The sequence below is a fragment of the Psychrobacter sp. AntiMn-1 genome, assembly GCF_001854065.1.
In the GTDB taxonomy this organism is placed as follows: domain Bacteria; phylum Pseudomonadota; class Gammaproteobacteria; order Pseudomonadales; family Moraxellaceae; genus Psychrobacter; species Psychrobacter pacificensis.
In genome coordinates this window covers 2,810,154-2,828,230 of record NZ_CP012969.1, presented here as the reverse complement: position 1 = coordinate 2,828,230, position 18,077 = coordinate 2,810,154, and the positions used below count along the sequence as shown (strand labels likewise).

Below are 18,077 nucleotides of genomic sequence, written 5' to 3'. Positions count from 1 at the left end.
ACCCGCCAAAAAACTTGGCACATCAGGGATAATACGGGTAACTTGCATATTACACCTCCTGTGTGGTGGTCGGCGCTGCGTTCATTTGCGCTGTGACGTTATTGTTCATCATATCGTTAGCCATGCTACCCATCATCGTTACTGGTGCGTCTACTTTCCGTACCGACGCTGGCATTGATGGGTGAATGATACTCACCTGCCCGACTGGGTAACCGATACAGCCTTCTGCCAAATAACCAACCAGCTGTACTGGCAAGGTGATTTGTTGCTTGTCAATTTCAATCGCCAAGTAATCACCAGCAGCAATATTCCAGTCTTTGGCATCATCTATACCGATACGCCATGCTGCAACTGGCAGCTGCTCTGCGACGATTGGGCTACGTGATGCCATCATTGAGCTGGCATAGATGTTATGAATCGGTACTAGCTTCGCTTGGCCTTGTTGTAAGTCAGTTGTATTCGAAGACATGGCTTCTGGCGCCACATATTGACGAGTGGCTAGACGCTCTAGCTGATCGAACAAACGCACCCCTGGATCACCATTTTTCAGATGTCCGCCGACTTTGTCTTGGTATTTGTTCCATGCCTGCGGGGAGTTCCAACCTGCCGCATTGGCAAAAGGAATCATCGAGCTTGGTGCTTCTTTACCGCTATAACCTTCCATTGAGAAGGTCAAACCAGTGTCCAAATCTTTTGGCTGCATCGGCTCATGCACTGAGATTGGCGCACGCATAGCAGTACGACCTGAGTAACGGCGCGGTTGACGCGCGATTTTCAGACCAGTCATACGGTAGTCCGCTTCAGGCGCAGCGCCTTTGATACCTGCAAGCTTAGGATGGGTGGCAATCAATGCATTGATAACATCATCTAGCTGCGTCCAGTCGACATCACGACCTTCAATACTGCTATGCACAGCATGTATCCAGCGCCAGCCTTCTTTAATACTGCTCATCGGATGGTAGTATTCGTTGTCATAAACTTGGAAGAAACGCTGCGCACGACCTTCAGCTGATATCAATGTGCCATCCGCTTCTGCAAAGCTAGCCGCTGGCAATACAATATCGACGTCCTTATGCCAATCAAGCAGCTGATGATCTAACGCAATGACCGTTTTATCAGTCAGTAGCTGTGTCAATTTATTGGCATCAATCGCATCTGTTAGCTGGTTTTCTGCAACCACAACCACATCGTAATCAGTGGCTAGCAGCTCTTCAACTGACTGACCGCCAAGCATACAAACGCCCATGCTGTTGGCATCAGGAACCGTTAGATAGATACCGGCTTGCGCATGATAGCTATCATTCACTTCTTTTAGCTCAAGCTTGGTTGCAGGCTCACGCTCGACATCGTCTTGTGCTTCTGTATCAACGCCCGTTTCCGGTTTGTTGGGTTTAGCAGACAAGTCTTTGTCTTCGCTTTGCTGAGCAGTTGCTGTTTGTGCTTCAGCGGCGCGAACCTGCTCATTATGTGCCTCAACTTGCTGCTGTTCCGTTGCTTTAATCGCAGCACGTTTTTGTGTTAATGCTTGAGTAATCTGTGCCGCCGCTTCTATTAATGCGGTAGACGACAGGCTAGTACCAGAGATGATTAATGGCTTATCCGCTTGAACCAAATCATAAGCGATCTGCTGAGCCAATGCTTGCATCGCATCCACATTAGCGTCTTGTTCAGCCGCTTGTGGGTCCGCTACTTCTGCTAAATCATCAGCGAAGTTAGCAATTTCATCAGCGACTTTAAAACCAAGTTTAGTGATGTCTTCAGGTGTCGCGACTACGCTCACTTTACTGATGTCTTCTAGCTTGGTTTGGGTCACATCAATGACATAAACTGGGCTTAATGCATCTTGCGCGATACGCTTAACTGGTTCAGCAAGCCAAGGCTGCGTTTGCAGCGCCGCCGCCATTTTTAGGCCTTCGTTCTTTGCGGCTTGGCGTACTGATAGCGCCACTCGTGATGAGGTTTGCGTGATGTCCTCACCTAATACGAGCACTGCATCATGCGTTTCGATATCGGTCATGCTAGGGTTATAAATGCCTTCCGTGCTAAGCACTTCGATGCATTTATTGACCAGTGCTTGTTGCTGATGATTCAGACCTGTTGAGAAGTTATCAAAGCCAACGAGGTTTTTTAGGGCAAAGTTAGTCTCAAGGCTGGCGCGCGGCGAGCCAATACCAATGACTTTTTTATCTTTGATACGTTTGATGGTTTCATCAAGAGCATAGTCGATATTGATTTTGACATGTTTATCATTGATGCGCTCAAGCGCTTGGGTTGGACGATCAGCGCGGTTGACATAACCGTAACCAAAGCGACCACGGTCACATAAGAAGTAACGGTTTACTTCGCCGTTATAGCGGTTTTCGATGCGGCGCAATTCACCATATCTCTCACCCGGTGAGATATTACAACCTGCTGAGCAACCATGACAGATGCTTGGTGCGTACTGCATATCCCATTTGCGGTTATAGCGTTCAGAATGCGTTTTATCGGTAAATACACCCGTTGGGCATACTTCGGTTAAGTTGCCTGAGAACTCGCTTTCAAACTGACCATCTTTATCACGGCCAAAGTAGACGCGATTGTTTGAGCCATAAACACCCAAATCTTCGCCGCCTGCGTAGTCTTTATAAAAACGGACACAACGATAGCAAGCGATGCAACGGTTCATCTCATGGGCGATAAATGGCCCAAGCTCTTGGTTATGATGGGTGCGTTTGGTAAAGCGATAGCGACGACGGCTATGACCTGACATATAAGTCATGTCCTGCAAATGACAATGTCCGCCTTCTTCACAAGTTGGACAGTCATGTGGATGGTTGGTCATGAGTAGCTCAACCATCGACTTGCGGAATGCTTTGGCTTCATCGTCAGTCACGGAGATGTACATATCATCGCCAGGGGCGACCATACATGACATGACGAGACGACCACGACCTGCTTCCATATCGTCTTTATTCTGGAATTGCTTGACCGCGCACTGACGGCACGAGCCTACTGAGCCTAGGGCTGGATGATAACAAAAATACGGCACATCAATGCCGAGTGATAAGCAGGCTTGTAGTAAGTTGTCGCTGCTATCTACTTCGACAGTGGTTCCATCAATATGTATGACTGCCATGCCGCTCTCCTTATTTCACTGCTGGCTGTTGGTTGGCTGCCGCATCAATCACATCGACACCAACCGCCTGCGCGATTTTTTGATCAAACTCTGGACGGAAATATTTAATCGCACTCATTAGTGGTTCCATCGCACCTGGTGCATGGGCACAAAACGTCTTGCCAATCCATAAGTCACGCGTCAGGCCCTCTAGTTTTTCGACATCGCCCACTTGTCCCTCACCGTTATTGATAGCGGTCAGCAATTTGACGCCCCACGGTAAGCCATCACGACACGGTGTACACCAGCCGCACGACTCGCGTTGAAAGAAAATCTCAAGGTTACGAAGTAACGGCACCATATCTTGCGACTCATCGACGACCATGATAAGCCCAGTACCCATACGGCTACCCGCTTCTTGAATGGTGTCAAAATCTACGACCACATCCAAATAATCGGCGGTTAAAAAGTCCGTCGAGGCGCCGCCCGGTAACCAAGCCTTCAGCGTTTTACCATCTTTCATACCACCGGCTAAATCTTCAATGATTTCGCGAGCCGTATAACCAAAGGGTAACTCCCAGAGGCCTGGATCATTGACCAAGCCTGAACAGCCAAATAATTTGGTGCCTGGCGTTTTACTTTTACCTTTAATCTCGGATAGTGATTGATACCACTCTACGCCGTGATTCAAGATGGCTGGCATATTGCATAAGGTCTCAACGTTATTGACAACCGTTGGTCTGCCCCATGCACCAGAGATTTGCGGGAAAGGGGGTTTGGTACGTGGGTTAGCACGGCGACCTTCTAAGCTGTTAATCAATGCGGTTTCTTCACCGCAAATATAACGTCCAGCGCCAGTATGCACATGCAGATTAAAACTAAAATCTGAGCCTAAAATATTGTCGCCCATGAGATTGTTGGCCAAACATTCTTCGATAGCAGCGACCAAACGTTCAGCGGCCAAGATATACTCACCGCGGATAAAGATATAACCGTCAGTGGCACCAATCGCATGCGCGGTAATAAGCATACCTTCAATCAACTGAAACGGTAAACGCTCCATTAATAGACGGTCTTTAAAAGTACCCGGCTCCATTTCATCAGCATTACAGATAAGATAACGCGGCAAACCGTCCGGCGGCGACATAAACGACCACTTTAGACCCGCGTTAAAACCTGCACCGCCGCGACCTCGGACATTGGCGGCTTTAATCATATTGCCGACGTCTTTTGGCGATTTAGATAGCGCTTCTTTTAGACCAGTGAAGCCTTTTAGAGACTCATAAGTGGCTAAATCAAGCACCGCATCATGATGCGCCAAACGCCAAGTCAATGGCTTGGTTTCGCTAGTGGCTGTCGCTTTATCGCCATAAATTGGAACACGCTGTGCATTTAGCTGGCTTGGCGCTTGGCCTTGACCGCGACGAGCAATCTGCTCTGAAATCGTTAAACTCATGCGTATAGCTCCAATAATTGCGCGACCTCGGAGGGCTGGACAGGGCCGTAAGTGTCTTCATCAATTAGTACCGCTGGCCCCTTATCACAGTTGCCCAAGCAGCAAATTGGCAATAGCGTAAAACGTCCATCAGCAGTTGTCTGACCATACTCAATACCCAGCTGTGATCTGATCTCAGCTGACAACGCTTCATAACCTGTCAAATAACAAGCCACGGAGTCACAGATGAGAATCACATGGCGACCGACAGGCTGGCGATAGATACGGTTAAAGAAAGTGGCGACCCCATCCATGTCTGACATCGGGATGTCTAGGATGTTGGCAATAGCGTTTGCTTGCGCATCATCGACCCAGCCGTTGCGCTTTTGCACAATTTTTAGCGCATCTAATGAGGCAGCACGCGCCTGTGGGTAATGGTGCATAAACTCATGAATGGCAGCGATTTCCTCAGTGGTGAGGATGCTTTCCACATCTACTTTTGGCATTTTGTCGGAAACAATTTTCATAATCTTCTGTCTTTCCTCACTCATCCTGCTCTATCACAAGCCAATATCAGTCTACTTAAAACCGTGGTTATATCGACAAGCGACAGCATTTTGGTGTGCCATCAGGCAATAATATATTGATGAACAAATACTTTTTAAGCAGCGGTTTAACCTTAAAGATCAAAATCTTAACGATCGCAGTCCGCCATCACAATATCAATCGATGCCAAATACATAATGGCATCAGAAACCAGTGAGCCATTAATGACCGATGGCATCTGCTGTATATGAGCAAACGTTGGCGTACGGATACGCGTACGATAGCTCATTGTGGCTTTGTCTGAGGTAATATAATAACTGTTCAGACCTTTGGTCGCCTCGACAATCGTCGTACACTCACCCGCTGGCATTACAGGACCCCATGATACGGAGATAAAGTGGTTAATCAGCGTTTCGATATCGTTCAGTGTACGGTCTTTCGGCGGTGGTACGGCCAGTGGATGATCTGCCTTATAAGGGCCTTGTGGCATGTTGTCCATACATTGACGAATGATACGTAATGACTGACGCATCTCCTCAACTTTGACCATACAGCGATCATAAGCGTCACCGTTGTAACCAACTGGCACTGCAAAATCGTAATTCTCATAGCCCATGTAAGGACGCGCTTTACGCATATCGAAATCCACGCCTGTCGCGCGCAGACCAGCGCCCGTCACGCCCCAAGCCAATGCTTGCTTGGCATTGTACTGAGCGACGCCTTGGGTACGACCTTTGAGCACGCTGTTTTGTAGTGCTGCTTTGACATACTCGTCCAGGCGCTTAGGCATCCAATCTAAGAACTCACGCACCAAACGCTGCCAGCCACGTGGCAGATCAGCCGCCGTACCACCGATACGGAACCAAGCCGGATGCATACGGTAGCCTGTCACGGCTTCGATGACGTCATAGGCTTTTTGGCGATCGGTAAACATATAAAATACAGGGGTCATACCACCTGCATCCTGAATGAATGTACCGACGTATAGCAAATTGTTGGTAATACGGAAAAACTCGCTCATCATCACACGGATAGTCTCGGCGCGAGGTGGGACGGTAATCCCAGCGAGCTTTTCGACTGACATGATATAAGGCAGCTCATTCATCACACCGCCTAAATAATCGATACGGTCGGTATAAGGAATAAATGAGTGCCATGTTTGACGCTCAGCCATCTTTTCTGCGCCGCGATGGTGATAGCCAATATCAGGGATACAGTCGACGACTTCCTCGCCATCCAACTGTAGTACCAAACGAAACGCACCGTGAGCGGAGGGGTGGTTAGGACCGATGTTCAAGAACATAAAGTCTTCATCACGACCTGAGCGCTTCATGCCCCACTCTTCTGGGACAAAACGTAGGTTTTCTTGCTCGTATTGCTGCTTGGCGGTATTCAAGAAATACGGGGTAAATTCAGTCGCACGCGCATGATATTCTTTACGCAGTGGATGACCTTCCCAGTATTTTGGCAATAAAATACGGGTCAAATGCGGATGATCTGTAAAGACAATACCGAACATGTCCCACACTTCGCGCTCATACCAGTTGGCATTTGGCCAAATATTGGTCGCGCTTGGGACATTGAGGTCATCTTCGCTCAGTGCGACCTTGACACGTATATCACTATTGCGCTCAAGCGACATCAGGTGATAAAACACCGTAAAGTCACTGTCAGGCAACCCTGCGCGATGCTGACGCAGACGCTCATCTATCGCTGACAAGTCAAATAGCATGACGTAGGGCTTGGGCAGTTTGCGCAAAAATAAAAGCACGTCTAATAAATCTGCACGCGCCACCCAGACTGTTGGAATCTCATCCACAGTGTGCTGTACGACAAATTTACCAGCATACTTTTGCTCCAGCTCTGTAATGACGGCTGGGACGGGCTTGATCTTAGGATCTGTGTTTTCGACTACCGTGACCATGAATGATGTATTCCTTCATTAATCATAACTGAGCGATGTCAATCAAAGTGAGGCTATGTCAGTCATAACCAAACCATGATGAGCGCATAAAATATTGAGGTTGCTAAATCTAAATGCTATCTAAATTTAGATACTGTCTAAACTTAGATGCTGTCTGGGCTACGCAGGTTTTTTACAGCGATACGATCTGCTTGCTTACGGTCACGCTCAGGCGTCATCTGCGGTTGATAGATACCCTGCTCATTGACATGGATGCCCAGCGGACGACGCTCTTTGGTGATAGATTCTTGTAGCAACATCAAGCCTTGAATCAATGCTTCTGGACGCGGCGGACAGCCTGGCACATACACATCGACAGGGATCACTTTATCCACCCCTTGTACGACCGAGTAGATATCATACATGCCGCCTGAGTTGGCACAAGCACCCATAGAGATGACCCATTTTGGCTCAAGCATTTGCTCATAAAGACGCTGAATAACAGGGGCCATTTTGACAAAACATGTACCAGCAACGATCATGACGTCTGCCTGACGGGGTGAGGCACGGATAACTTCGGCCCCAAAGCGTGACAAATCATGAACGGCGGTTAAGGTAGTGGCGTATTCAACATAACAGCAAGACGTACCAAAGTTAAATGGCCAGAGCGAGTGCTTGCGCCCCCAGTTTGCTGTCGAATGAACGAGGTCTTCGAGACGACCCATAAAGACGTTTTTATTGACTTCATCTTCGATAGGATCATTGACCGTTTGGCGGGTCTGTGCAGGGTAGGTATCTGCATCAGGGTTGGCTTTTGTTAATGTGTATTTCATAACATACAACCTTTATATTAGGCTTGGCGTCATACTCATCTTGTATACGCTGTCGCCAAAAATTTCGTTATTAATAAGGGGCCAATCACAAGCAATCGTTGCAACAAAATGCGATCAGCGAAAGCCAGCAGCACTCACTAGTGCGCAGGCTTGTCGTTTTGTGCAGACGTCGCAAAATCCACAGACGTCACATTACCTGTGGTATTAATATGATCGATGTTTTGTAGATGACGGCGATTGGTCTCAATATTGTTTGAGACATTGATTTGACCGGATGATTGCGCGGGTACTTTACCAGTAGGATCGACCATCAGCTCATGAGCACCATCAAACTTGGTGATATCTGCTAAGTTAAAGCCAGCAGGCGCGGCATATAAGCGTGCCTTTTTACGCAGCTTGTCAGCAGGTGCCCAATTCATCGCACCCAAGCTCAGCTCATAGATCAAACCGATAATCAGAATAGTGATAAAGGTAGCAGCAGCGGCAAAACCAAGCCAGCCGGCCTCTCGTACCGACACAGAATACGCGTAGAGATACAGCGCCTCTAAATCGAAAATCACAAAGAAAATCGCGACCAAATAGAATTTAGCAGACAAACGAATACGGGCGTTGCCAGATCCGACAACACCCGCTTCAAATATCTCTTCTTTTTGTAAGCCTTGAGAGCGACCGCCAAGTAAACGCGGTACCACCAGCATAAAGACAACTAGCCCAATGGCGGCTAAGATAAAAGCAACTGCTGACCAATTAAAAGCAGACATGATAATACGTGCTCCTCACCCAATCGAGTGTTAGACACAGCGCAGGCACTGACCCATTAAGGCCGCCTCACGACAGGTATAACGCAGACGAAAACACAAAGCAGTTGTCATTCACTGACACTGTGTTTAAGTAACTGTCATTGAGTCACATGTTAGGTATTTTGCTGGTAATAACCAATTATCAAGCTTATTAACGACGATGTCAGACCTGACCAACGGTAGAGATTCCGGTATGCACGCGGATAAAGGCTGGTCGCCCAACGCATCTTCTAACAACGTAAGATCAACGTATTAAATCAATATCATATCTGACTGCGTACTTAATTGATTTAATAGCTCATTACACGTGGTTAATAATGACGTGACAACTGGCATAAATTATTTATGTACTATACGCATATCAGTGCCTAAAAGCTAGTTTTTAACTGTATTCGACGGTCATTTTCTATGAAACAAAATGTGTTTTTTTTACCAAAAATTATGATATAGACGTTACCTTATATTAACCCCAAATCCATGCTTTGTTCGATGCGCAAACGCTGTCACGCTATTTACCAGAAATCAAGTGCGCTCATACCCTATTTTCATCACCCAACTCCTCCCCCAAAGTGACCGTTTTTGCTTTATAATGACCCACCTAATTTTACAATAGACCTCTTGCAAAAGTCATAGTTTAAGCTCGGAATTAATGATACCAGCAAACAGCTTCATTCTAAGATCATAGCGCTGACGACGGTTGCGATATTTATGAGCCACGATTTTAAACAACTTGATTAAGCCTATTTTATGCTCAACCACAATACGGAACTTTGCCAGATAGTGATTGGCCTGTTTGCATATCTCCAGTAACTGACCACCACGAGGTTTCTTAAATGGTGTGAAAGTTTGGTTATGTAACTTTGCTATACCCTGATAACCACTATCGGCTAATAGCTTGGCGTCACAAGGTAACCAGTCAGGACAAGTATCTTTATACAGCTTAAAATCGTGGATTGACCCTTTACAGGTTTGCACATCAAGTATCAAACCAGTTTGCCAATGAACGATAACCTGCGCTTTTAAGGTGTGTTGTTTTTTCTTGCCGCTGTAGTAGTCTCTTTGGTTTTTTTTGGACGCTCAATAGGGGTTTCGGTGGCATCGACAATGACGACTGACCAATTGATGTCCTCATCGACACGACTAGGCAACTTTTTAGGCAATTCAAACTTGCCAGAGTCAATCAGTGTGTCTTCTACTTTACGAATGATACGGCTAGCAGAAGACTCATGAATACCAAAGTCCATACTGATATGATAAAGCGTGCGGTATTCACGCCAATAAGTCAGGGCGAGTAGTATCTGCTCCTTAAGACTGAGCACACTTGGTCTGCCTGATTTGGTCTTAGATGCTTCATGCTCTTGCATGGCCTCAAGCATGTCATAAAAGGTGGCTTTATGAATGCCAGTGTAGCGTTTAAAACCAGCGTCACTTTGTTTGAGTAGCTTATCTATGTTTGGCATATCTATTAAGTAAGTAGAGTTCAATAATATACGTTGTGTCTTACAACTACTTTTGCAAGAGGTCTAATATGTCATCATCAAACCTTAAATTCTATTATCCTTATAACAAACATTATTAAGATATCAATTGTGCTATATCAGCGCTACCCTCTTTTTGCTTTTGTCTTACAGGTCACGTTATGAGTCAACTCAATCCCAAACAACAAGAAGCCATGCTCTACGTATCCGGCCCACTACTTGTGCTCGCAGGTGCTGGCTCCGGTAAGACCTCGGTGATCACGCGTAAAATTGCGTATCTGATTCAAGAGTGCGACATGCCAGCCGAGCGCATCACAGCGGTGACCTTTACTAATAAGGCGGCACGTGAAATGAAAGCCCGTGTGAGCAAACTGCTCCCAAGCGAAAAAACGCGCGGCTTGACTGTATCGACCTTTCACCAATTTGGCCTGCAGTTTTTGCGCTATGAGCTGATGCATACGCCACTAAAAGGCAACTTCTCTATCATGGACAGCGATGACAGTAAGCGCCTCTTGATGGAGCTGATGATGCGCGACAACTTGAGTGGCGCTGAAAGTCGTGAGCTGGTTGGTAAAGCCATCAAGATGATCTCTGATTGGAAAAACGATTTGATTGAGCCTGACAAGGCGATGGAGACGTTAGACGATCCAGAAGACATGATTTTTGCGACCTTGTATGCGCTTTATGAGCGTAACTTGCGTGCGTATAATGCCGTCGATTTTGATGACTTGATTGTACTGCCGACCAAAATCTTGCGTGAAAATAGAGAGCTGCGAGACAAATGGCAAAACCGTATTCGTTATCTATTGGTCGATGAGTATCAAGATACCAATACCGCCCAGTATGAAATGATTAAGCATCTGGTTGGTCCGCAAGGTCGTTTTACCGTGGTAGGTGATGATGACCAATCTATCTATGCGTGGCGCGGGGCGAAGCCTGAAAACATGGCACTGCTAAAAGAAGATTTCCCAAAACTAAAAATCGTCATGCTTGAGCAAAATTATCGCTCAACCACCCGTATCTTGACCTCTGCCAATGCCGTTATTCTGAACAACGAGCATTTATTTGAAAAAAAACTGTGGTCAGATAAAGGTCAAGGCGAAAAAATTCGGATTATCAACTGCCGTAATGATGATGATGAATCTGAGCGCGTCGCCAAAGAAATCGTCACGCACAAATTGCGTTTTGGTAATGAGTGGGAGCAGTATGCAGTACTCTACCGCAGTAACTTTCAGGCACGAATGCTTGAGGCACAATTGCGCCAGCTACAAGTCCCTTATAAGCTATCAGGCGGTCAATCGTTCTTTGCGCGTAGTGAAATCAAAGACATCATGGGCTATCTACGCTTGATTTTGAACCCTGAAGATGACAGCGCGTTTTTACGTATTATCAATACACCCAAGCGCGGTATGGGACCTGCTACGCTAGAAAAGCTTGGCTTATTTGCTCAAGAGCATAGTATCTCGCTACTGGCTTCTTGTACTCATGCCGGCTTGGCTCATGTGTTGCCGTCAAAAGCGTATGGCACGATCAAAGAGTTTGGCGAGTTCATCGAGCACTATACACGTGAGCTCGATCAACACCCTGATCCTGTGCCAATCGTACGCCAAATGATTGATGAGACGGGTTATATAGATTTTGTCCGTAGCGATGCCAAAACCCCGCAGCAAGAAAAAAACCGTATTGATAATATCGATATGCTCTATACCAGTATCCAATCTCTCATTAATCGCGCAGAAGAAGACGAAGACCGCACGATTGATACCATCATTCGTAAGCTGGTCTTGCTCGATATGCTCGAGCAGCAGCAAGAAGAAGAGAACACCAACAAAGTCAATCTAATGACCTTGCATGCTGCAAAAGGTTTGGAGTTTGATTTTGTTTATATCATGGGGCTTGAAGAAGAGATGCTACCGCATCGTAACTCTATTATGAGTGAGACGATCGAAGAAGAGCGTCGTCTGATGTACGTAGGCATCACCCGCGCGCGTCGTGAGCTGACTTTGACGCTTGCGGCCCAGCGCCGTGCCGGTGGTCAGATGCGCGTGACCTCAGAGTCCAGATTTTTGGACGAGCTACCTGAAGATCATGTTGACTGGCCCGCCAAGGCCAAAAAGAAAAAAGCCATCAAAGACCCAGAAGCGGTCGCTGATGAGTACTTAGCCAATATTCGCGCTTTATTGGGTAAGCGCTAACATCAATATTGACAGTGCTGATGCCAAAAAGAACTGACTCGGCAAACGCTAACCCGACGTTTTGCCATTTGCTATTATTAACACTTTATAAAAGATATTGGAATCCTTATGCCTACCTCGATGCCCGATCAGGAACGACCATCAGTGCTACCAGGAGATTATAATCCGGCTGAATACAGTGCCGAATATAAACTGCTGTATTTGCAGGATTTGGTTGCTGATAAAGCATATGAGGCGATTACAGAGTTTTTAGAAAAGCAGTCTGAGTATGAAATTGCAAGCCTACTAGAGTCTTTCCCGACTCAAAACCGCCTACTCATCTGGGAGCAAGTACCAGAGAGCATTAAAGGTGAGGTACTTGCTGAGCTCGAGTACGATACCCGCCAGCCATTATTAGAGAATATTTCTTCTCAAGAAATCTCGCTATTTACCCAAGATCTTGATGCCCAAGACATCTCTGAGATTTTGGATACTGTCACTGAGAGCGTACGTACCTCAGTCATGGCAACGCTCGATGAAGAAACGCGCGTCCAAGTCAATAAACTTGATACGTATGATGACTGGGAAGTTGGGAGCTACATGGATCCCGATATTATCCAAATACGGGATGATATCTGTCTGGCGGATGTACAGGATTGGCTACGCGAAAACGAGGATCTGCTCGATGACGAAAGCCAAGAACTGCTTGTTGTCGATCAAAGCCAGCAATTACTTGGGCTATTGAGTCTGGTAGATCTGATTAAACATGATCAAAACACCCTAGTCTCAGAACTGATTGATACGGCTATCACCATCAATGATCGCCTAGATATCCAAGATGCTGCAGCGATTTTTCGTTCAGAAGACATTCGTTTCGCCCCCGTGACAAATAGCTATGGCGAGCTGGTTGGACAGCTAAATGGCGAGGACATCATGGAGATTATCCAAGATGATGTCGATAGCACTATGAAAAATCTTGCTGGTGTCAGTCAAGACGAAGAGCTGTTTGCGCCTATTTTGACCAGTGCCAAAAGCCGTAGTGTTTGGCTGGGTATCAATCTATGTACCGCGCTCTTGGCAGCCGCGGTGATTGGACAATTCGAGGAAGTCTTGGCACAAGTGGTGGCGCTGGCGATATTGATGCCTGTGGTCGCCAGCATGGGCGGTATTGCAGGCTCGCAAACCTTGACCGTCGTTATCCGCGGGATGGCAATGGGTCAAATCGGTGGTTCTAACCGAGTCTGGCTCCTTAATAAAGAGCTGTGGGTTGGCGCGATAAACGGTATCATTTGGGCGATCATCATGGCATTTATTGCCCAATTATGGTTTCATGACATCGAAATTAGTGCTGTCATTGGCTTTGCCATTGCGATCAACATGACGGCGGCGAATGTCTCGGGAATTAGTATACCGCTGTTACTTAAGCGCATGAACATTGACCCAGCCTTGTCTGCCTCGGTGATTTTGACCACCGTGACGGATATTGTTGGTTTTATGTCATTTTTAGGCTTGGCGAGTGTGTTAATACTCTAGTGAATTGCTAAATAATAAAGTATCCAATAAAAACACAGCATTGCTATTCATATATCATTGTTGTTTATAAAATATTGTTAAATAGTCTTAATTTATAAAACTTCTAAATCGTTAAGTGAGTGTGTTATGCAAGCTGTACAAGTGAAAGTAGTCAATCCTAAAATTATTGAAGATGAAGCATTTTCTCTACCGACTCGCGCTACCGATGGCAGTGCTGGTATCGATCTGCGCGCTTGTATTGATGAGCCTTTAACGATCAAAGCAGGCGAAACCCACTTGATCGGTACGGGCCTTGCTGTTTATATTCAAGACCCTAATTATGCCGGTATGATATTGCCACGCTCAGGCCTTGGCCATAAGCACGGCATCGTCTTGGGTAACTTGGTTGGGCTGATTGATGCCGACTATCAAGGTGAGCTGATGGTCAGTATTTGGAATCGCAGTAACGAAGACTTTGTTCTCAACCCAAGCGATCGCATGGCACAGTATATCGTGGTGCCTGTTGCCCGTCCTGAGTTTGAAGTGGTTGCAGAATTCAGTGATGAAAGCGTGCGCGGTGCTGGCGGATTTGGACATTCAGGCCGTCAGTAATTATTCGCTCAATTAATGATCGTTGAGGTGGCGATTTCAGGTTAGCAGTGCCAGTTTAGTGGCTAAAATAATTATTGGGATGGCGACTAAGAGTAATTGTTTACATTAATAGAATGTTACGCTACCCGTTTTGTATTCATAATTACCTATTTACCACGTCAATAAGGAGAATAAGCCATGCCATCTTTTGCGGCGCAGCAATCCTTATTTCGTGCTTATGACATCCGTGGTACAAACACGCATTTCACCGATGAGTTTGTACAAGCGCTGGGCCATCGTTTTGCTCAGCTCTATAGCGCTGAGTCACACCACCTGACACAAGCGCTAACCCAAGATATCGATGCCAATACTGCTGATGTTACTTATTCTCCCGATAGCACCATGAATGTTCAAGAGGATACAGTAGCCGAAACTATCGTGGTGATCGGCTACGATATGCGTCATGGCAGCGAATCGATTGCACGTACACTCTCTACTGTATTAGCCCAACAGGGTTTATGCGTTATCCAGCTCGGTCTTGTTACCACACCCATGATGGCGTTTTGGGCAAAGCAGTATCAAGGTCATGGCATTATTGTAACCGCCAGCCACTCTGCCAAAGACGTATTGGGTATCAAGTGGTTGGTCAATCATAAATCTCCTAGTAGCTTAGAGATACAAGCCCTTTATCAACAATTAATCTCTCATACTCATTACTTATCTAAAAATCAGGTCGAGCAAGCAACCTTAGACTCAGAACCAGACTCACACTATATAAATATTAGCAGCAATACTGAATTGTCTAGAGCTTTGCTTAAAGAGCTGCTTGCCAAGCAAGTAGCAGATGTCTATATCGCGGCTATTGAGCAAGTCTTTTGCCAGTTGACTCAGGATAATCAGACAGCACCTACAAACAACCGAAAAACAGCGTCTAAGCTTGATTTGGTTGTGGTTATTGATTGTATGCACGGTGCCACTGGCAACATCACTCAGCGCTTATTTGACCGTTTTTGCCAGCATGTCATTGTGCTCAATGACACGCCAGATGGCAGTTTTCCTCTTGGTAATCCTGATCCAGCCGAGCCCAACCGTCTAACAGCGCTGCAGCAAGCTGTTGCTTTTCATTGTGCCGATATTGGTTTAGCATTTGATGGTGATGGTGATCGTTTGATGATCGTTGATAATAACGGCAAAGTGGTCATGCCTGATCACCTACTCTACTTGTTAGCACGCATTGCCATAACAGAACGTCCGGATTCTTTGACCAGCTCCTTAGCGTCTGAGGTGCTATTTGATATTAAATGCGCGCATCATCTGCCAAAGCTACTGGCGGATCTTGGCGCGATGCCAGTGATTAGCAAAACCGGTAGCAGCTTTATGCGCCAACAGGTACAGCATCCTGATAGTCAAATTGTCTTTGCAGGTGAGCTATCAGGGCATTTTATTTTTAATGATGGCCGCTTTATCCCTTATGATGATGCCATATATGCTGCATTGCGCTTACTGCATTGGTTTGTCAAGTCTCGTAATATCTTAGATGATAAAAATGCACTATCAGATATTCTCCAACGCTTGCCCGCCATGGTCAGTACAGCAGATCATTATCTGCCGATGCCGCAGACTGCTAGGACAGATTGCTCAATCATGGAGCAATTAACGAGGGTTTGTACCTACTTGCAGCAGCTAGCGAGCGTGACGACTCATGCTGATTCGTTTGATATTTCTGATTACCGACTAGACGCCGCCAATCTACCAACGGCTTTATGTGCGTCACCAGTCTGTACTTGCTCCACTATCAGATCCCATATAGCTGTCGAACAAGCCAAGTCTTTATTGCCAGCAGGCACTAGACTTAGCTGCATTGATGGTGTGCGCTTGGATTTTGCGCACGGATTTGGCGTGTTGCGTCAATCAAATACCAGTAATAGCCTGACTGCGCGCTTCGCTGGTGACAGCATGGATGATCTAAAAGACATTCAAGCGACCTTTGCCGCGTTGTGTCGCCCATTTGATGCAGAGCTGGCAACACAGATTATCGCCATGCCTGCTGAATAACGGCATTAAACCTGTATCGATTAAATATGCTAAAAAGAACAACCCATTTAAAACCCGCCCTTTAGGAGTTAGGAATGACACTTAATTTAGATGACGCCAAAAACACCGCTGAAGTATTAACCACTGCCCTGCCCTATATTCAGCGCTTTGTTGATAAACTCATCGTGGTGAAATATGGCGGCAATGCCATGACCGATCCTGAACTCGAAAGCTCATTTGCTCGTGATATTGTCTTGCTGAAAACGGTCGGTATACATCCAGTCGTTGTACATGGTGGTGGCCCACAAGTTGATAACTTGTTAAAAGAGCTGGGTCGTCAGTCTGATCGTATCGATGGGATGCGTGTGACTGACAAAAGCACGATGGATATCGTAGAAATGGTGCTTGGCGGCAGTGTCAACAAATCGATTGTTAGCTTGATTAACAAGCACGGCGGTCGCGCAATTGGCCTCACGGGTAAAGACGCCAATTTGATTCGTGCCAAAAAACTGATGATGGAAAAAATCGGTAACGACGGTGTCGTGGTGCCTGTCGATTTAGGATTTGTGGGCGACGTAGTCAGTGTCAATAAAGACGTCATCAATATGCTCATCTCCTCTGATTTCATTCCCGTTATCGCACCACTTGGTGTCGATAAAGAAGGCAATACTTATAATATCAATGCAGACCTAGTCGCTGGTAAGGTGGCGGAGTTTTTACAAGCAGAGAAGCTGATGCTATTGACCAATATCAAAGGCGTATTGGGCCGTGACGGCGAGGTAGTGACTGGGCTAACACCCAAGAAAGTCGATGCTTTAATCGAAGATGGGACGATCTCAGGCGGTATGATTCCCAAAATACAGTGTGCGCTTGATGCCGTGCGTAGCGGTGTTAAAAGTGCCGTTATCGTTGATGGCCGTGTGCCTCATGCCACGTTACTGGAAATTTTCACTAACGAAGGGGTTGGTACACTGATTAGCCGTGAGATAGAGGCCTAATTCAGCTAAAAACAGGAATCAGTCATGTCTCTTCCGCTATGGTTTCTGCTATTTATCTTAGAAAGTATCTACTGCTGGTGGGTCATTGGCTATGGCGGCGCAAAGTGGATAGAGGGCTGGAAGTCGTTTTTTATGATTGACTGGTTTGCCCTTGATTGGACAGCGGAGCAAATCCGCCTCTATGTGCTCATTATTTAGGGCTTTAGTGTAATTTGGTTTATTGTTGGCGTTATCAAGCCCGAGCTAAGATTTAATTATTAGCTCAGGCGTTTTATGACCGTTTTTAACCAAACACACGCTCAAACTCCGCTTCATCAAAACCGCACAGCAGTATCGGCTGATCTTTATCTGCTAATTGACCTTCTACAATCGGACGTTTGATCATACTGGTGTTTTCAACCAATAGCTCAATGGCATTGTCCACACTGGCGTCAGCTGCTTGCTTTTGCTCATCGGTCAGCTTGCGCCATGTTGTGCCGCGCTTATTGAGCACTTTATCAATCCCTAACGCATTCACCCAGCGCTGTACTGTATCTTTATCGACACCTTGTTTTTTATAATCATGAAACTCATAGCTAACGCCTAGCTCGTCAAGCTTATTGAACGCCTTTTTCATCGTGCTACATGATTTGATACCGTAAACGGTGATGGTCATGATGACTCCTTATCATTACTC

At 46.2% G+C, this 18,077-nt stretch carries 14 protein-coding genes and 1 pseudogene; 6 read left to right on the top strand and 9 right to left on the bottom strand.

Going from position 1 to position 18,077, the window contains the following annotated elements; genetic code table 11:
- Positions 1-49: 49 nt before the first annotated feature.
- From nuoG to AOT82_RS12200, 8 genes and pseudogenes are all read right to left on the bottom strand, one after another.
- A complete protein-coding gene (nuoG, locus tag AOT82_RS12235; protein ID WP_071003283.1) occupies positions 50-3,118 on the bottom strand; it encodes an NADH-quinone oxidoreductase subunit NuoG in 3,069 nt (1,022 codons plus the stop codon).
- A 10-nt stretch (positions 3,119-3,128) separates the two neighbouring features.
- Positions 3,129-4,553: an NADH-quinone oxidoreductase subunit NuoF gene (nuoF, locus tag AOT82_RS12230; protein WP_071003281.1), complete on the bottom strand. Its 1,425-nt coding sequence runs from the start codon at positions 4,551-4,553 to the stop codon at positions 3,129-3,131.
- Entirely contained in the window at positions 4,550-5,059 is a 510-nt protein-coding gene (nuoE, locus tag AOT82_RS12225) for an NADH-quinone oxidoreductase subunit NuoE (RefSeq protein WP_058024550.1), read from the bottom strand. Before nuoE ends, nuoF begins: the two co-directional genes overlap by 4 nt.
- Before the next feature lie 167 nt (positions 5,060-5,226).
- The gene (gene nuoC, locus AOT82_RS12220; protein WP_071003280.1) at positions 5,227-7,002 is read right to left on the bottom strand and encodes an NADH-quinone oxidoreductase subunit C/D; all 1,776 of its coding nucleotides are present in this window, start codon (positions 7,000-7,002) and stop codon (positions 5,227-5,229) included.
- A 143-nt stretch (positions 7,003-7,145) separates the two neighbouring features.
- Entirely contained in the window at positions 7,146-7,814 is a 669-nt protein-coding gene (locus AOT82_RS12215; RefSeq protein ID WP_058024548.1) for a NuoB/complex I 20 kDa subunit family protein, read from the bottom strand.
- A gap of 137 nt (positions 7,815-7,951) precedes the next feature.
- A complete protein-coding gene (ndhC, locus tag AOT82_RS12210; protein ID WP_071003278.1) occupies positions 7,952-8,575 on the bottom strand; it encodes an NADH-quinone oxidoreductase subunit A in 624 nt (207 codons plus the stop codon).
- Between the two features lie 666 nt (positions 8,576-9,241).
- A pseudogene (locus AOT82_RS12205) lies at positions 9,242-9,625 on the bottom strand (transposase family protein); the annotation flags it as partial.
- An 8-nt stretch (positions 9,626-9,633) separates the two neighbouring features.
- Positions 9,634-10,074, bottom strand: a complete 441-nt coding sequence (locus tag AOT82_RS12200) for an IS5/IS1182 family transposase (RefSeq protein WP_071003275.1) — start codon at positions 10,072-10,074, stop codon at positions 9,634-9,636.
- Positions 10,075-10,253: 179 nt separating this feature from the next.
- On the opposite strand from AOT82_RS12200, the gene AOT82_RS12195 reads away from it, so the two are divergent.
- The 6 genes from AOT82_RS12195 (at position 10,254) to AOT82_RS13965 (ending at position 17,599) form a co-directional block, all read left to right on the top strand.
- Entirely contained in the window at positions 10,254-12,287 is a 2,034-nt protein-coding gene (locus AOT82_RS12195) for a UvrD-helicase domain-containing protein (RefSeq protein ID WP_071003273.1), read from the top strand.
- 120 nt (positions 12,288-12,407) lie between these two features.
- The gene (mgtE, locus tag AOT82_RS12190; RefSeq protein WP_167669402.1) at positions 12,408-13,799 is read left to right on the top strand and encodes a magnesium transporter; all 1,392 of its coding nucleotides are present in this window, start codon (positions 12,408-12,410) and stop codon (positions 13,797-13,799) included.
- A gap of 126 nt (positions 13,800-13,925) precedes the next feature.
- A complete protein-coding gene (dut, locus tag AOT82_RS12185; protein ID WP_071003269.1) occupies positions 13,926-14,390 on the top strand; it encodes a dUTP diphosphatase in 465 nt (154 codons plus the stop codon).
- Between the two features lie 177 nt (positions 14,391-14,567).
- Positions 14,568-16,424, top strand: coding sequence for a phosphomannomutase (locus AOT82_RS12180; RefSeq protein WP_071003267.1), 1,857 nt, complete (start codon positions 14,568-14,570; stop codon positions 16,422-16,424).
- Positions 16,425-16,498: 74 nt separating this feature from the next.
- Positions 16,499-17,401 (top strand): acetylglutamate kinase, encoded by a 903-nt coding sequence (gene argB / locus AOT82_RS12175; protein WP_071003266.1) that lies wholly within the window; start codon positions 16,499-16,501, stop codon positions 17,399-17,401.
- 24 nt (positions 17,402-17,425) lie between these two features.
- Entirely contained in the window at positions 17,426-17,599 is a 174-nt protein-coding gene (locus AOT82_RS13965; RefSeq protein WP_197496697.1) for a hypothetical protein, read from the top strand.
- Positions 17,600-17,684: 85 nt separating this feature from the next.
- Here the strand turns inward: AOT82_RS13965 and AOT82_RS12170 are convergent, their stop codons facing one another.
- A complete protein-coding gene (locus tag AOT82_RS12170; RefSeq protein ID WP_071003264.1) occupies positions 17,685-18,056 on the bottom strand; it encodes an arsenate reductase in 372 nt (123 codons plus the stop codon).
- Between the last annotated feature and the right edge of the window lie 21 nt (positions 18,057-18,077).

Bases quoted from the DNA above. Each gene is read 5' to 3' on its own strand.
- nuoC (WP_071003280.1), bottom strand. From the start codon at position 7,002: ATGGTCACGGTAGTCGAAAACACAGATCCTAAGATCAAGCCCGTCCCA.
- dut (WP_071003269.1), top strand. From the start codon at position 13,926: ATGCAAGCTGTACAAGTGAAAGTAGTCAATCCTAAAATTATTGAAGAT.
- AOT82_RS13965 (WP_197496697.1), top strand. From the start codon at position 17,426: ATGTCTCTTCCGCTATGGTTTCTGCTATTTATCTTAGAAAGTATCTAC.
- nuoG (WP_071003283.1), bottom strand. From the start codon at position 3,118: ATGGCAGTCATACATATTGATGGAACCACTGTCGAAGTAGATAGCAGC.
- nuoF (WP_071003281.1), bottom strand. From the start codon at position 4,553: ATGAGTTTAACGATTTCAGAGCAGATTGCTCGTCGCGGTCAAGGCCAA.
- AOT82_RS12180 (WP_071003267.1), top strand. From the start codon at position 14,568: ATGCCATCTTTTGCGGCGCAGCAATCCTTATTTCGTGCTTATGACATC.
- AOT82_RS12195 (WP_071003273.1), top strand. From the start codon at position 10,254: ATGAGTCAACTCAATCCCAAACAACAAGAAGCCATGCTCTACGTATCC.
- AOT82_RS12215 (WP_058024548.1), bottom strand. From the start codon at position 7,814: ATGAAATACACATTAACAAAAGCCAACCCTGATGCAGATACCTACCCT.
- mgtE (WP_167669402.1), top strand. From the start codon at position 12,408: ATGCCCGATCAGGAACGACCATCAGTGCTACCAGGAGATTATAATCCG.
- AOT82_RS12170 (WP_071003264.1), bottom strand. From the start codon at position 18,056: ATGACCATCACCGTTTACGGTATCAAATCATGTAGCACGATGAAAAAG.
- ndhC (WP_071003278.1), bottom strand. From the start codon at position 8,575: ATGTCTGCTTTTAATTGGTCAGCAGTTGCTTTTATCTTAGCCGCCATT.
- AOT82_RS12200 (WP_071003275.1), bottom strand. From the start codon at position 10,074: ATGCCAAACATAGATAAGCTACTCAAACAAAGTGACGCTGGTTTTAAA.
- argB (WP_071003266.1), top strand. From the start codon at position 16,499: ATGACACTTAATTTAGATGACGCCAAAAACACCGCTGAAGTATTAACC.
- nuoE (WP_058024550.1), bottom strand. From the start codon at position 5,059: ATGAAAATTGTTTCCGACAAAATGCCAAAAGTAGATGTGGAAAGCATC.